This is a genomic window from Chroococcidiopsis sp. CCNUC1 (assembly GCF_023546805.1).
Lineage (GTDB): Bacteria > Cyanobacteriota > Cyanobacteriia > Cyanobacteriales > Chroococcidiopsidaceae > Chroococcidiopsis > Chroococcidiopsis thermalis.
On record NZ_CP097480.1, the window covers coordinates 4320545 to 4334859 of the forward strand.

The window sequence follows — 14315 nt, forward strand, 5'->3', positions numbered from 1 at the left end:
TGCGGATTCAGGCTGTAGACACCCTCTTTTATACCATTTTATGAAATACCTGCTACAGATAAAGCTTGGAGAATATAATTCCAACCTGTTAAGCTAACAACGATTTCTGGTGTGAAAGAATTCAGAATATGCCGAACTTTATCTCTCAATTCATCCAGATTATTGAACAACTGCCAACCTAAAAAACTCTTGAGATACTGCCATAACCTTTCAATTGGGTTGAGTTCTGGGCAATGTGATGGTTGGAATAACAAGAGCATGTTGTCTGGTACTGTTAAATCATCAGCTTTGTGAAAGGAGCCGTTGTCAAGTTGTATAATGTGAAAATCTTTGGGATAAGTCTGAGAAAATAACTCTAAAAAAGCTTGAAAGCAGGTAGTGTCCAAGTGAGAAAACTCGTAGAAAAAGCGACAACCTGTTGTTGGCTCAACTATGCCGTAAAGGTAATAATTCTCACGTTTCCATTGTCCGATTCCGATTGGTTTAACGCCAAAACCTGTGAGCAGTCGGCGCTCAATAGTTTTTAGCCCAAATCGAGATACCATTATGACACCAGTAGCGTAATTGACTCTCTTCTATTCCTTGACTGCCTAGAGATGTAACTATTGTTTGCAAAAGGCTTGGCAGTTTTTTTTAAACTTATTAAGTTCTTCTGGGTTCTGTTCGCTACTACATGGTCGTGATGATTTCAGTTTGGCGTTTAGCTTGTCACGAACTAAACGGTGAACAACGTGATAATTTGCTTCAACTCCTAGTACAGTTTTGAACCATAACTGCACTTCTTTATAACTAGAAAATCCTTCTGGATCTTTTAATTCTTCTTTTAACGATGCGATCGCCTCTGCTGATCTCACCATCGGTCTCCCTTGGCTTTTGTGTTGGGACAACAATTGGCATAGTCCACCACTACGATAAGAGCGTAACCAACGTTGAACTGTAACTCGATTCCGTCCCAGAATTGCTGCCAAGTGTTGTACTGTCTCGACTTGTTTTGTTTTCAGCAGATATAATGCTTGTACTCTTTCCTTGCCAAAAGCTGTTGTTTGTGCCGCTAATAACGTTTTCAGCTCTTCAACTGATTCAATGATGTCAATTTTAACCACGCCAGACATAGCATTTCACCTTTTGATACCTCCTACTATCTGTAGCATCTTTAAAGTAAAATGGTATTACGGGTGTATTTATTGCAGATTTATGTATAAAAACTGCTGTTTTTGAATTGTTACTAACTTGACATTGACCCGCAAATTGTTCTATTCTGCTCAAGCTTATAAAAAATATTCGCAATAATATCGACTTAGATTTGAGAATGATTTAAGTGGATTGACTAGACGTGAGAAAACCGGATTGAAAAGACAGTCGTTACTCCCAGGCTTGTGTGTGGGTGAATTTTTTGTGTGGTTGACAACTCTTATTCGTTCCCAGTTGTCATCAATGCTTTTGACGATGACATACGGTGCAACAGTTTAGGTAGATAGGGTGTGAGGTAAAGTCATGAAGCTGCATTTATTGCTCTCCTGCGTCGCACTGCTCAGTGTTGGTATGATGCCGACAGCAATGGCATCACCAAAGTCTCCTGAGGAAGTTGCCAAATATTCCCATCAGAGCTCGCTGCCTGTCGCGGCAAAAGTGCGATCGCCACAAAATCCTTTAGCTGCGCGTCTGCGTGAGGTAAAACAGCCTCACAAAACCGTACAGTCCCTATCTCAAACTTCTCCGTTAGCGCCAGCGAGTGCGATCGTACAAGTCAAGGGTGTACGGCTGATCCCAACTGATAAGGGGCTGGAAGTTATCCTAGAGACAGCTGCTCCGCAAAAGCTGGAATTCTCCACTACCAGCGAGGAAGCTACCTTAATTTCCAACGTTGCCAACGCCCAGCTAGTTCTACCAGAGGGCAATGAGTTTCAGGCTGACAATCCGGCTGAGGGCATTTCTGCAATTAGAGTCGTGAATCTGAATGACAACACCATTCAGGTGAGGGTGACAGGAACGGCAGCAGCACCGAAAGTTGAGGTGTTTGAGAGCGGTAAAGAAGGGCTGATTTTCAGTTTGACCCCAACAACTCAAACGGGTCAAGTACCCGCACCAGCACCAGAGACACCGGAAGCTCAACCTAAACCAGCGGAACAACCAGCGACTCAAGCCGAGGCAGAGGAACTCGATATTGTCGTGACTGCTAGTCGCGTAGAAGAATTACTACAGAACGTGCCGCGATCGGTGACGACAATTACTCGCGAACAGATCGAGACTCAGACCTCTGTGACCAGGAATTTGCCAGATATTCTCGGTCAGGCGGTTCCTGGCTTTGGTCCGCCGACCCAAAACCGCCGGACTGGTCGTCTGCAAACTCTGCGGGGTCGTCCGCCGCTAATTTTAATCGATGGAGTCGTTCAAAATACGAGTGCTGGTTTCGATCGCCAACTCAATGCCATTGACCCGTCATCGATCGAGGGATCGAGGTCGTGCGCGGTCCCAGTGCTGTTTACGGTCAGGGCGCAACGGGTGGAGTCATCAATATTATTACTCGTCAACCGACTGACGAAAGAATTCAGTCAGAGTTAGTCGTAGGGGCGCGTACCGATCTGGGCGAACTACAAGGAGAATCTTTTGGCTATACCCTGATGCTCTTGACAGTTTTAACAGTCTATGGGTGCAGTAGCAATACTTCCCAAGAATTGCCCAGCAATAACAAGATTGCTAATTCTGTTTCTACATCAGGCGCAACCGCACGAGTCATAAAACACGCAATGGGGGAGACTAAAGTTCCGGCTCAGCCGCAGCGAGTGGTGATGCTGGATACAGCCCCCCTCGATCCTGCTTTAGCGTTGGGTGTTAAACCGATCGGCTCCAGTCTTCCCAGAACTGATTCTTTGCCAGCCTATTTAGGCGATCGCGCGGCAGGAATTACGCCTGTAGGTAAAACCCCACCTAACCTTGAGGCAATTCTGCGCCTCCAGCCGGATTTGATCTTGGGCAATACGATGGCTCATAGACAAATCTATGACAAGTTATCGCAAATTGCCCCCACGGTCTTAACAGCAGGAAATAGCACTGACGGACAGTGGAAGCAAGAACTCCAACTCTATGCCCAAGCGCTCGATCGCGCTGATGCCGTTCAGCCACTCCTTGACGATTACGATCGGCGGGTAGCCAAACTCCAACAACAGCTCAAAGCTCAACCTAGTAATATACAGGTATCTGTAGTTATTACAACTGAAGGTTGGATAGCTTTTTATACGCAAGACAGCTTTCCTGGTTTAGTGTTGCAGGATGTAGGTTTAGCTCGTCCCCAGCTCAAGACGTGAGGGGGAAATCCTGGGAACAAGTATCGCGGGAAGACATTAATAGTATAGATGGCGATGCGATTTTCCTGCTCAGCGTCGATTCAGATAAAGTCCCAGGTAGTTTTACGGTTAACCAGTTTGCAAAAGATCCGCTCTTTTCTCAACTGAATGCCGTCCAAAAAGGACAGGTGTATCAAGTGGACGCTGAGGTTTGGCATCTCGGCAGCAACATTTTAGGGGCAAATCGGATTCTGGATGACTTATTTAAATATCTAGTAGCGGAAAAAAGCTAGCCGTCTAACAAATTCAAAATTCAAAATTCAAAATTCAAAAGTAAATTTAAATGTAGAGTGGGCATTGCCCACCTAACGAGCGGGAGAGCCATTTCTTGCAGCCAGAACAACCAACTAGCTTACGCACTTTCCTAATTTTGTGGATCGGTCAGATGACTTCGATCCTTGGCTCTGAGATGACTAACTTCGCCATCACAATCTGGGCTTGGCAGATTGCAGGTCAAGCAACGCCCTTATCCTTAATTTTCTTTTTTACATATACACCAAAATTAGTTGCTGCCTCTTTTGCTGGGTTACTCGTCGATCGCTGGAATCGCAAGCAATTGATGATGGGGGGCGACACAGCAGCAGGAATTTCTACCATTGCCATTCTACTGTTGTTGTTGACCGGGCGCTTAGAAATCTGGCATTTCTACATCACTGCTGCTATCAACGGACTGTTCGGCTATATCCAAAGTCTAGCCTTCTCAGCTTCTATGTCGGCGATCGTTCCGCCGCGACATTACACTCGTGCTACGGCGATGAGTTCGTATGTCACCTATTTTGGCTCCTACATCATGGCTCCGGCAAATGATGCCGCAGTCTTAGCTAGCGTGCAATTCGCGATCGGCATAGGTGGTTTAGTGGGTGCTACGGGGTTGAGTGTTTGGGGTGGACCTAAACGCCGCATTCACGGTCTGTTATTTGGTACAGCACTGATGAGCTTGGGTAAAATCATCTTTGGCTTAGGACGTGTAGCTTGGCATTGGATGACGGCTGGCTTTTTAGCAGCTTTCGTTTCTCCGGCGATCGATAGTTCCAATCAAGCAATTTGGCTGTCGAAGGTGGAACCAGATGTACAAGGGCGAGTCTTCGCCTCCCGCTATCTGATTGCCCAGGTTACTACACCGTTAGGGTTAGCGATCGCCGGACCATTAGCTGACTATTTTTTTGAGCCAGCGATGATGCCAGGAGGTAGCATGGCTGGAATATTTGGTGGTTTGTTCGGCACTGGTAATGGTGCTGGGATGGCACTGCAATATAGTCTCTTTTCTTGCTGTAGTATGCTGATTGGCTTTGGAGGGTATGCCTTTCCAGTATTACGTGACGTGGAAAGCCTCGTACCCGACCATCATGCCTAGAAATCGCGGCGATCGCTAAGTCAGTAGTCGTCAGCAGTAGCTTTGCTTGCTCCATCCGCTGTTGAATGAGCGGCGAAATGCACTTTAGAAATTCCCAGAACATCAAGTGCGATCGCGTCCGCCGCCATCTGTTGAAGGACTTGCGGCATAATGACTAAATCGAGCAGTTAGTATGCTTCACGCTGCTTTCCACTTGAGTTATAACTTAGACGTTGTAACTTAGACGTTGTAACTTAGACTTAAAGAGCGTAAGACTCCCTCAGGTTAAGGCAATAAAATGGCAGATCCGGTGCAACTTGCTCTACTAACTCAAGGAATAGCAGTTTGGAATGATTGGCGCAAAAAGAATGGGGGAGTTATGCCAAACCTGAGTCGAGCTACGTTAATCAGAGCTTATCTGTGCGCTGTCAATTTAAGTAAAGCTAATCTCTGTGCTACAAACTTGACTGGGGCTAACCTCAATATTGCTGATTTAACCGATGCCGATCTTAGTGGTGCTAATCTCAACAATGCATATCTTATTGGCGCAAACTTGACGGGAGCTAGTTTGAGTGGAGCCGATCTAACTGGAGCCGATCTGAGCGAAGCCGATTTAAGCGGTGCTAATCTTCACGCCGCGATCGCGAATCGTACTAACTTTTCCCAAGCTAAGTTTTTTAAAACAACTATGCCTGATGGCTCGATCCGTGGATAGATTTTACTACCACAGTCTTTGGCTTACCTCATTAGATAGAAAACAGCTTTTGATATTAAATGCTAAGTATATAAGTATATTCAATTCCTTTAATAAGCATCGCTCGCACTTGTGTAAATCTGTATTATTTCTAAAGATTTACTGTCAAAAATTAAGCGTGCGAGCGGTTGAAAAAGATCGAAAATCAAAGCTGCTGTGGCTTTGCCTCTGTGAAAAAATAGCTAAAGCTAGTACTTAAGTATTCATTTTTGCAGAAATATTAACTTATGTATATAATCAAAATCTATTTACGCGATTAACAAACAAAATTTGAAGCAGAGGAAGTGTGAGATATGGAAACTCTAGCTATTTGTATCGGCTTGGGGATTATGGCGATCGCGATTACCGTAGCTGTGTTGTGGACAGTTGAGAAGCGATCTGCATTGAACAAACTCAAACTCAGGCAGCCCAAACATTGCTAACATAATAGGCTGACCTCTTTTAAATAGAACTCGCGATCGGCAAAAGTTTGCGATCGAAACTGCGCGATTCTCTACGAGAATGGTGTAGTATTAAATATGCGATCTAAAGCCTATTTTGGTTGTTAAATAGCTGGCTGGAAAAAGCCGTCGTGTATTTTTAATATCGAAATATACTGACAAAAGCACCGATCGCCTTTAAATACAGATAAAACAGAATTAAAATCTAGTTTGAGACTAACCGATATGAGTTCTGACGACCTCAATAAATCTCTTGCAGAATCAACTAGAGCATTGGCAAAAGCTTTTATCGTTTGGGGTTTAGAAAGCATGGATCGAGTGCAGGAGTTTAGCCACCAAGCCCAGGAATACATGCAAGAGTTGGTGACTGAAGCCAAAAAAGAGCAGACTGCTGGCAAGACTAACAAAAGTAGCGACGAGGAGCCTCATTACAAACAGGCAGAAGTACCAGCTGAGGCAGGGAGCCGGGAGCCGGGAGCCGGGAGCCGGGAGCAGTGACTCCTAACCAGTTAACAATCCACTACACCCCACACTTCCACACTTCCCACACTTCCACACCCTATTTACTACTAGCCACCAGCCACTAGCCACTAGCCACTCACTACACCCTGCTCCCTAAACAAAGGAACAGGCGATGCGAAAACCGATACCGCTACCACCATTATCTGCTCGATCCCAGTGGCGCTGTGCGGCACGGCAGAGCTTTGGAATACAGTACCAAGCACCGCCTCGTAGTAGTCTCTGGCTGTTGTCTCCCCCAAAATCCCAAACGCTACCATCGGTAGGAGCGCCTTTGTAGTTGGAGTACCAAGGATCGGCGCACCATTCCCAGACGTTCCCGTGCAAATCGTATAATCCAAAGGCATTAGCGACACCAAAACTACCTACAGGAGTTGTTTGCTGTCGATAAGTTCCTCGGATTCCAGAGCGGTAAGTATAGTTGCCGTCGTAGTTAGCAACATCAGAAACGATCGTATCGCCAAAGTGAAATGGCTTTGTTGCCTGTGCTTTAAAGATTTCTCGATCCTCAGTGTATTTAAACGCTGCCTGACTCAGATCGAATTTAGTCGAGGCGATCGCCCGACAAGCATACTCCCACTCGGCTTCACTGGGTAACCGATACTCGCGTCCAGTTTTGCGGCTGAGTCTGGCACAAAACTCAACTGCTTCGTACCAAGTGACTTGTTCTACGGGTAAATCTTCGCCTTTAAAATGAGCAGGATCGGGATTGAGCGATCGTTCGACTTTAGGTAAAGCCGCGACTGCTTGCCACTGAGCTTGAGTGACTGGATATTTTCCCAGCCAAAAAGATTTGACCGTAACTTGGTGCTGCGGTCCTTCGTTGGCTTCCCGTCCCTCTTCATTCGGAGGCGAACCCATCCAAAACGTACCAGATGCGATTGAAACAATTTCTAACTCGATCCCATCTCCCAGTTGCTCGCTCCAAGATTGGGCAAAGCTGGTATGACGATCGATTTGTTTGCCGCGATCGTCTAAGGTTAGGACAGAGAAAGAAAATTCCGATCTGCTAGTAGGTATGCTCTCCAGCAGTAATGATGGTACGCGCTCTAACTCTACTTGTAGTTGCGATCGCTCTCGATCGACTTGAGACAATTTGCTTTGCAAGCGCGATCGCTCTTGGAGCGATTGTTCTAGCTGAAACTGAAGATGAGATTCTTTTTGTCTGGCTTGTTTGATTTGCAGTTGCAACTGATGCATTTGTTCTTTTTGCAACTTAGTTGCCATCCACTGTTTCCGCGCCCACTCTAGTTTGACTTTCTCTTGCTCGATCCAATCTGGCAGTAAGCTAACTAAAAATGGGTAAGGCTGGAGTTGCCAATGGCAGACAGGGCAATTTTCAATTTCGCCTTCAATGTATTCCGTCTGGCAAACAGGACATTTAGCCATAGGAGGGGCTAGGGGCTAAGGGCTAGAATTTTTATGAGACAAGGGAGACAAGGGAGACAAGGGAGACAAGGAAGCAGGGGGAGCAACCACCAACCACCAACTACCAACTACCAACTACCCATTACCACTGGTAACAGGTCGCTGATAACTAGTCACTGGTCACTGATAACCAATCGCTGATTCAGACAGTTGCCATCAGAGGTGAGAAATCTGGAATATCATTGCTCGTGTTGGAGTTAGAAAACTTAGCGGTGGAGATTTTGGCGATCGGATCGTCTTCCGCATCGAATAGCGGGCGCAAAGCATTCAACTCGGCAAGGAGGGCAGAACCGTTGCTGATAATGACTGAGAGAACTGGGTTTAAGGCGAAGAAAATACCTGCAAGTACAACTCCAATGTTGGGAATGGCAACTAAAGCTGTATTTTGGTAAACGATATCCATTGACCTTTTGGCAATTTCAATCGCTTTTGTCAGTCCTCGCAAGTCGTCGTCTAGCAGCAACACATCTGCTGTTTCCCGTGCAATGTCACTTCCAGAGGCAATCGAAATCGAAACATCGGCATAGGCAAGCGCCGCAGCATCGTTAATGCCCTCGCCTACAAATGCCACCGTGCATCCATTATCGCGCAGTTGGCGAACGATCTCAACTTTTTGGAGGGGCGAACAGGAACTATAGGTATTGTCAGGCTCTATGCCTAATTTTTCGGCGACTTCATTCGCAACGCGCTGCCGATCGCCGCTGAGTGTATAAATATCTAAACGTTGAGCTTTAAGAGCAGCAACGGCGCTATGGCTTTCTGGACGCACGGGATCGGTATATAAAATTGCCCCCAGCAGTTCGCTATCTTGCGCCACGTAGACGAGGGAGTGGTTGCCGGACGTGATGTCAGGATATCGAGCGTGAAATGCATTCAACTCAATGCCCTCTTGCCGCATTAGGCGATCGCTACCGACTAGCACTCTTTGTCCGGCAATTTGAGCAACAATACCTAAGCCAATTTGATAATCCCAAACTTCGCACTTTTGCCGTTCGATGCCGTTAGCTTCGGCGTAGCGGACGATCGCGTCGGCAACGGGATGAGTGTTGGTTTGCTCGGCGGAGGCGGCGACTGTCAGGACTCGATCTGCGTCAATGCGATCGCTAGCGGTACGAATTGCCACGACAGCCGGATTGCCTTGCGTCAGCGTTCCCGTTTTATCAAATACGATGGTATCGACCCGCGCTAGCATTTCCAATGCCCTGCCGCTACGAATATATACGCCATTGCGTGCTGCATAGGAGAGTGCAGAAATCACTGTGGTGGGAACGGAAAGCCGAATGCCTTGGCTGAAATCGAGGTGTAAGGGAGCCACTGCCCTAGAGAAGTCTCGCGTCACGGCAAAAATCAAGGCACTCAAGCCCAAGGTAGGTAATACGGCAGCATTGGCGAGTTTTGAGGCGTAATCTTCTACGCGGGTATCGTGGACGGGAGCGGCTTGCATTAACTGGAATGCAACACCAATGCGGGTACTATCACCAACCCGTTTGACCAGAACGCAAAGCTTTCCTTCTACTAATAAAGTAGAGGCGTGTACTACCTGCCCTTCACAGCGGGAAACAAGGGTAGATTCTCCAGTAAGTTTGTGTTCGTCGATTAAAGCTTTACCCCGCAGGATGCGACCGCTGACAGGAATTATGCTACCTGGGTAGACAACAACGCGATCGCCTATTTGTACTTCTTTGAGCGGAACTCGCCGTTCTTCTCCGTCCTGTTCTACTAAGGCATATTCACCCAAACTATTCACCAAATCTAATGCTTGTCGATCTGAGGCGCTGGCGGTGACATCGCGTAATAACTCGCCAGATTCAATCATGCTGACCATCAAAGCCGGAGCAACAAAATCGCCTTTGGCAGTATAAAGACTAATCCATAGCGCATCGAGCAGGTCGGCATCTAGTCGCTTTTCTTTTACCGTCGTCTCGAACACTCGCGTCAAAAACGGTAAAGCTGCGGCAACCACGGCTCCGCCTACCAAGATTGCCGGAATTGGCATTGCTAGTTGATTGGCAAGCAAAGATAGAGACAACCCTAACATCGGCAAACCCAGGCGTTCTACCCAATCGATTTCGGGTCTTTGGTCGAGTTGTTCGGGTGCTGCCGCCACAGGTAATTCGATAACGTAAGCCTGTTGAATGGCAGTGCCAATTTTCTCTTTTAATTGTGTGGGAGCAATGGCACAAACATCATATTCCAGCACGAGCGAACCAACCAGACAGTTAATTCGGACGTAAATTGCAAACTCGAAAGTATCAAATAACCATTTCAGTTTACTAGCATACTCTGAGTCATCGATTAACCGAGGAACGCGGATGCGCCAGCGACCCTCAATTGTGTGGATGACTTCATATTCTAGCGATCGCTCTTCTATGGACTCAGGCTGGATTGCTTGCAGCATATTATTTTCGCCTTATTAAACATCCACAACTTTTTTATTTGATTATTAAGGGGATTTTTACAAAAATGCAGGAATTAAGCAAGAACCGCAAGAAGGATAAACTCTTCTTGACAGTTACGATTGATTCCTGCATAAACTCAAAGTTCATTGGACGGGCTATGTGCCGTTTTTCAGCTTTTGGGCTGAGATGAACTATCCATGTGCTTTCTACTATTAGCACAAGTTCAGGTCACAAAGTGTTCGTATATTCATAACTCTATGATTAGGAAACCGGATAATCAGTTATCAGTTGCCAGCAATCGCCACACTCAGAAAATCAAAACTATAAGCAATCATGAGTTTAATAGCTGACTATTTAAAAGTAAGGTAAATCGTCTCAATTTCCACCTAATGTTACATTCCTCTTGGTAGATGTTCGCTTCAATTCCTTCAATTTATACTGAAAACTGTTCTGCAATTCAATGCTTTGAGAAAGTTGAAATTGTTGAAAAGTTGAAACCAAGAGCAGGAGGAAAAAATATGCTAAGAACACTTAAGAACGTTGCTTTACTAGTTGCAGGAACGATTAGCTTGGTGGTTGGGATTGTAGGAGTTATTCTTCCTATATTACCAGGAACTCCTTTTTTAATTTTAGCTTTCTTCTGCTTCGCGACTCTGCTTGAGTCAATTCTTGAGTCAATGTTTATTGCAGCTTGGTTTTAAAAGTTGCAATTAAACACGATAGCACTATCGAAAAGTTGCTAAATCGCTATTTTTAGCAGTTCGGGCAACCGAACTCTCAACTCGATCGTCGCGCCATGTAGAAAGGAAAAGTTCTTCCATTGAGGCACGTTTCGATACTTGGGGCGGGTTGGTGAAGCACCCAGAATCTTTAAATCCTGTCCGCCATACTTTTTTGTAATTTTAGGAGATTTTATAGCTTCAAAATCTCCTGAGAATCTTTACTCTATCCAAAATAAAACCTAATTGAATTTGAAAAGATAAATAAAAAATAATTTAAAAAGATTGTATCAGATATTATAGAGTTCTGCTACTAGTAAAACCAACACTTTAATCGCAGAACAGATTATATTTATTTATACTATTGTTCTTTTAAGATTTCTAAATTTGCGCTCTTATTGCTAGTAAATATTGTATTCTACAAGAAAGCAATACCACTAAAGGTATATGCCGAAGTAACGAGAAAATGTATCTGTGTTTGCTAATTATCAACCTTGTTACTTCACCCTGTCGTGGCTGACATTTCGCGTAACCATTATTTCTGGTAGTTAATAGTTATTAGTCTGCTACATAGCGTGCGATGTGAAGCAAACAGAGGCTAATTCATACAGTCAAATTAGCTGTCGGCTACATCTATAGTAGTTACGCGATACCTAACCGTTCAGTAATTTTTGGAGGATAAATAAAGATGCTCGAACTAGAGACTTTGTTACTAGGTCTTGAGCCAATTACAGCATTAACTATTGGTGCTGGTGCATTAATTTTAGTTCCGGCGATCGGCGCGATCGATTCAATGACGGGTAACTCTCTTTCAGACTCGGCAAGAGGTGCTGCTAAAAATGGTTTAGTTTTTGCCCTCGACTCATTCGACAAGGGACAACGTTTGATTGCCGAAGCTGGCGAATCTTTCCAAGATTTAGTTGCTGAAGCTAAATCAGAAAGAACTAAACCGACTAATGGCGCTCCAGAAGCTCCCCGTGAGGTATCAATCGTATCTCAATAAGCTCTGAGCTTTGGATATTTTTTGGTGGATGAGGAGTGATGTCGTAACACGCTATAACCTGGGAAGGTAACCGCCTTCCCCTCTCGCTCTTAAACAACCCTCTCAACACTCGCTTTTAGGTTTCTACCTGGGCGAGTTTTTTCATCATGGGTAATTGGTAATTGGTAATTGGTAATTGGTAGTCGCCCCTCTGCACCTGAAGCTCCTCTGCTCCCTGCTCCCTTGTCTCCCTTGTCCTCCTTGTCCTCAAGAGGGGGCGCGTACTGTTGAAGAATTCAGCTAGGAAGGCAGTAAAGTTGTTGGTGACGACATTGACAATCGGGTTAAGACCGAAAAAGATCCCGCCAGTGACTACGGCGAGATTAGGAACGATGACGATCGCAGCATTTTGATAAACAATTTCCATCGCTCTTTTGGCTAGGGCGATCGCTTCTACTATCCCAGCTAAATCGCGATCTAACAGTACGACATCTGCGGTTTCTGCTTCTATGTCGCTACTAGATGCAAAAGAGATTGAGACATCGGCAAAAGATAGCGCCGCCGCTTCGTTAATTCCATCCCCGACAAAAGCCACAGTTTTACCGTGGTGGCACAGTGCTTGTACTAACTCGGCTTTGTTCTGGCTAGTTGCATGGGCGTGAACGCAATTAGGAGTCATACCCAGTTGCGTTGCAACAGCGTTGGCAACTTTGGGATTGTCTTCTGTCACTACATAAATCTCAATTTGCAATTGTTGCAAAGTTGCAATTATGTCTGCACTTTCTGGGCGTAAAAAATCAGTATAGAAGATTGCTCCTATAACTTGCCCGTTTTTAGCCACGTATATGTAGGAGTCAGTACTAGCATCAATTTCAGGCTGAAGGCAGCTGACATCGACATGGTGTTGTTGCAATAGGCGATCGCCTCCAACTAAGATTTCTTGCCCGTCGATCTGACAAGCAATTCCCATGCCGGCAAAGTAATCCCATGTTTCGCATTCCAATAACTGAATTCCCTGGGTTTCAGCAGCATAGACGATCGCAGTTGCTACGGGATGATTGAGAGAGGCTTCAGCGGTTGCGGCGAGTTTTAATACTTCAGTAGGGGAGATACTTGGATCTGTGGTATGGACGGCTACAACTGCATTGCCTTGCGTCAAAGTACCAGTGCGATCGAAAACTATAGTATCAACTTGAGCCAGCAACTCTAAAACGCGACCGCTACGAATATACACGCCATGACGTGCCGCAGCTGTGAGAGCGCCCAGAAAAGCTGTGGGCATGGCAATTTGAATGCCGCTACCAAAGTCGAGTTGGAAGGGCGTAATCGCCGGACCATACGTCCCAGTCAAGGCAAAAATAGATGCACCTAAAAAGATAGTCGGTACGACAGCACTTTTGGCAAATTCTGCCTGCTGCGTACCGATCTGGGTGTCGTATACGGGTTCTGCTTGCAACAATTGAAAAGCTAATCCGACGCGGGTATTGTAACCAGTGCGTTTGGCTTGGATGCAGAGTTTACCTTCTAACAATCGGGCAGAGGCACAGACATCTTCGCCTGCTGTAGCAACGACTGGCTGCGGCTCGCCAGTTAAGTGCCGTTCGTCAATTAATGCCGTTCCCTGTAAGATTTGCCCGTCTACGGGAATCACATCGCCAGGATAGACGATGACGCGATCGCCTGCTACCACCTCTTGATAAGCAATTTGTTGTTCTTGCCCATCTCGTTCGACCCAAACAAGCTGTTGGGAGCCATTCAACAACTGTTGAAATTGTCGTTCTTTTTCCTCTCCACTCATACCGCGCAGAGTCCGCCGCACGCCTACCAAAGCTGTCTTCAGTGATGGAGCGACAAACTGCCCGTTGAGGGTGTGAAATGTCATCCACAGGGAGTCTAGCAGATCGACATTGGGCTGGCGATTGACAACTAAACTCTCAGTTGCCCGACTGAACCAAGGTACGGCAGCACTTGCGATCGCCGCACCAATAATTAGGGGTGGAATTTCCAGTGGAGCAGCTACCAAGGCAAGTCCGAGGGCGATCGCTGGTAGTCCTAGTTGTTCCCACTCATTGACCTGCGGTCGGTCTAGTGGTTTTGTCTCTGGCAGAATTAGATCGGTACTGCCATCTGCATTACAGAATCGTTGAATGCGATCGAGCAGTTCTGCTTCGGCGATCGTTTCGGAAACTAAATGAGTTTCGTAAGTCACGATCAGCGATCGCGCCGCCGGATTGATCCGAATGCTGGTGACAAAATTCAGCGACTCTAATAGCCAATTCAGCTTGTCGGTATACTCTGAATTGTCGGCAATCCAAGGGACGCGAATCCGCAAGCGCCCCTCCGTGCTGTGAATAACTTGGCAATCCATCTTTAACGAGGGGATGAGGTCCGTAGAGA

The 14315-nt window shown here is 45.9% G+C and carries 16 protein-coding genes; 10 read left to right on the top strand and 6 right to left on the bottom strand.

The window, feature by feature from the left end; genetic code table 11:
- Positions 1–38: 38 nt before the first annotated feature.
- The gene (locus M5J74_RS19825; protein WP_250012918.1) at positions 39–545 is read right to left on the bottom strand and encodes an IS630 family transposase; all 507 of its coding nucleotides are present in this window, start codon (positions 543–545) and stop codon (positions 39–41) included.
- A 57-nt stretch (positions 546–602) separates the two neighbouring features.
- A complete protein-coding gene (locus tag M5J74_RS19830) occupies positions 603–1112 on the bottom strand; it encodes a helix-turn-helix domain-containing protein (RefSeq protein WP_250012921.1) in 510 nt (169 codons plus the stop codon).
- 382 nt (positions 1113–1494) lie between these two features.
- Here M5J74_RS19830 and M5J74_RS19835 point away from each other — a divergent pair, with 382 nt between their 5' ends.
- The 4 genes from M5J74_RS19835 (at position 1495) to M5J74_RS19845 (ending at position 4698) form a co-directional block, all read left to right on the top strand.
- Complete coding sequence (locus M5J74_RS19835) at positions 1495–2562, top strand: AMIN domain-containing protein (RefSeq protein WP_305883591.1); 1068 nt, start codon at positions 1495–1497, stop codon at positions 2560–2562.
- On the top strand, positions 2463–3305 hold the full coding sequence (locus tag M5J74_RS33150) for an ABC transporter substrate-binding protein (RefSeq protein WP_305883592.1): 843 nt from the start codon (positions 2463–2465) through the stop codon (positions 3303–3305). The genes M5J74_RS19835 and M5J74_RS33150 overlap by 100 nt, the downstream gene beginning before the upstream one ends.
- Positions 3302–3577, top strand: a complete 276-nt coding sequence (locus tag M5J74_RS32840; protein WP_256498543.1) for an ABC transporter substrate-binding protein — start codon at positions 3302–3304, stop codon at positions 3575–3577. Before M5J74_RS33150 ends, M5J74_RS32840 begins: the two co-directional genes overlap by 4 nt.
- A gap of 95 nt (positions 3578–3672) precedes the next feature.
- The gene (locus M5J74_RS19845; protein ID WP_127023808.1) at positions 3673–4698 is read left to right on the top strand and encodes an MFS transporter; all 1026 of its coding nucleotides are present in this window, start codon (positions 3673–3675) and stop codon (positions 4696–4698) included.
- Between the two features lie 20 nt (positions 4699–4718).
- On the opposite strand, the gene M5J74_RS32845 is transcribed toward M5J74_RS19845, so the two are convergent.
- The gene (locus tag M5J74_RS32845) at positions 4719–4847 is read right to left on the bottom strand and encodes a hypothetical protein (RefSeq protein WP_256498544.1); all 129 of its coding nucleotides are present in this window, start codon (positions 4845–4847) and stop codon (positions 4719–4721) included.
- A gap of 128 nt (positions 4848–4975) precedes the next feature.
- On the opposite strand from M5J74_RS32845, the gene M5J74_RS19850 reads away from it, so the two are divergent.
- The 3 genes from M5J74_RS19850 to M5J74_RS19855 all read left to right on the top strand — a co-directional run bounded on the left by M5J74_RS19850 (position 4976) and on the right by M5J74_RS19855 (position 6369).
- Positions 4976–5392: a pentapeptide repeat-containing protein gene (locus tag M5J74_RS19850; RefSeq protein WP_015155663.1), complete on the top strand. Its 417-nt coding sequence runs from the start codon at positions 4976–4978 to the stop codon at positions 5390–5392.
- Positions 5393–5724: 332 nt separating this feature from the next.
- On the top strand, positions 5725–5853 hold the full coding sequence (locus M5J74_RS32850; protein WP_015155664.1) for a hypothetical protein: 129 nt from the start codon (positions 5725–5727) through the stop codon (positions 5851–5853).
- 243 nt (positions 5854–6096) lie between these two features.
- Positions 6097–6369, top strand: coding sequence for a hypothetical protein (locus M5J74_RS19855; protein ID WP_015155665.1), 273 nt, complete (start codon positions 6097–6099; stop codon positions 6367–6369).
- 117 nt (positions 6370–6486) lie between these two features.
- Here M5J74_RS19855 and M5J74_RS19860 read toward each other — a convergent pair whose 3' ends face one another.
- On the bottom strand, positions 6487–7779 hold the full coding sequence (locus M5J74_RS19860; protein ID WP_015155666.1) for a formylglycine-generating enzyme family protein: 1293 nt from the start codon (positions 7777–7779) through the stop codon (positions 6487–6489).
- A gap of 33 nt (positions 7780–7812) precedes the next feature.
- On the opposite strand from M5J74_RS19860, the gene M5J74_RS19865 reads away from it, so the two are divergent.
- Positions 7813–7959 carry a hypothetical protein gene (locus tag M5J74_RS19865; protein WP_250012923.1) on the top strand — a complete coding sequence of 49 codons (147 nt, stop codon included), beginning with the start codon at positions 7813–7815 and terminating at the stop codon, positions 7957–7959.
- 1 nt (position 7960) lies between these two features.
- Here the strand turns inward: M5J74_RS19865 and M5J74_RS19870 are convergent, their stop codons facing one another.
- On the bottom strand, positions 7961–10216 hold the full coding sequence (locus M5J74_RS19870; RefSeq protein ID WP_106166133.1) for a heavy metal translocating P-type ATPase: 2256 nt from the start codon (positions 10214–10216) through the stop codon (positions 7961–7963).
- A 519-nt stretch (positions 10217–10735) separates the two neighbouring features.
- On the opposite strand from M5J74_RS19870, the gene M5J74_RS19875 reads away from it, so the two are divergent.
- Positions 10736–10918: a DUF454 family protein gene (locus tag M5J74_RS19875; RefSeq protein WP_051033355.1), complete on the top strand. Its 183-nt coding sequence runs from the start codon at positions 10736–10738 to the stop codon at positions 10916–10918.
- 706 nt (positions 10919–11624) lie between these two features.
- Positions 11625–11939 (top strand): DUF5132 domain-containing protein, encoded by a 315-nt coding sequence (locus tag M5J74_RS19880; protein ID WP_250012924.1) that lies wholly within the window; start codon positions 11625–11627, stop codon positions 11937–11939.
- A 115-nt stretch (positions 11940–12054) separates the two neighbouring features.
- Here the strand turns inward: M5J74_RS19880 and M5J74_RS19885 are convergent, their stop codons facing one another.
- Positions 12055–14286 (bottom strand): heavy metal translocating P-type ATPase, encoded by a 2232-nt coding sequence (locus M5J74_RS19885; protein WP_250012926.1) that lies wholly within the window; start codon positions 14284–14286, stop codon positions 12055–12057.
- Positions 14287–14315 lie beyond the last annotated feature (29 nt).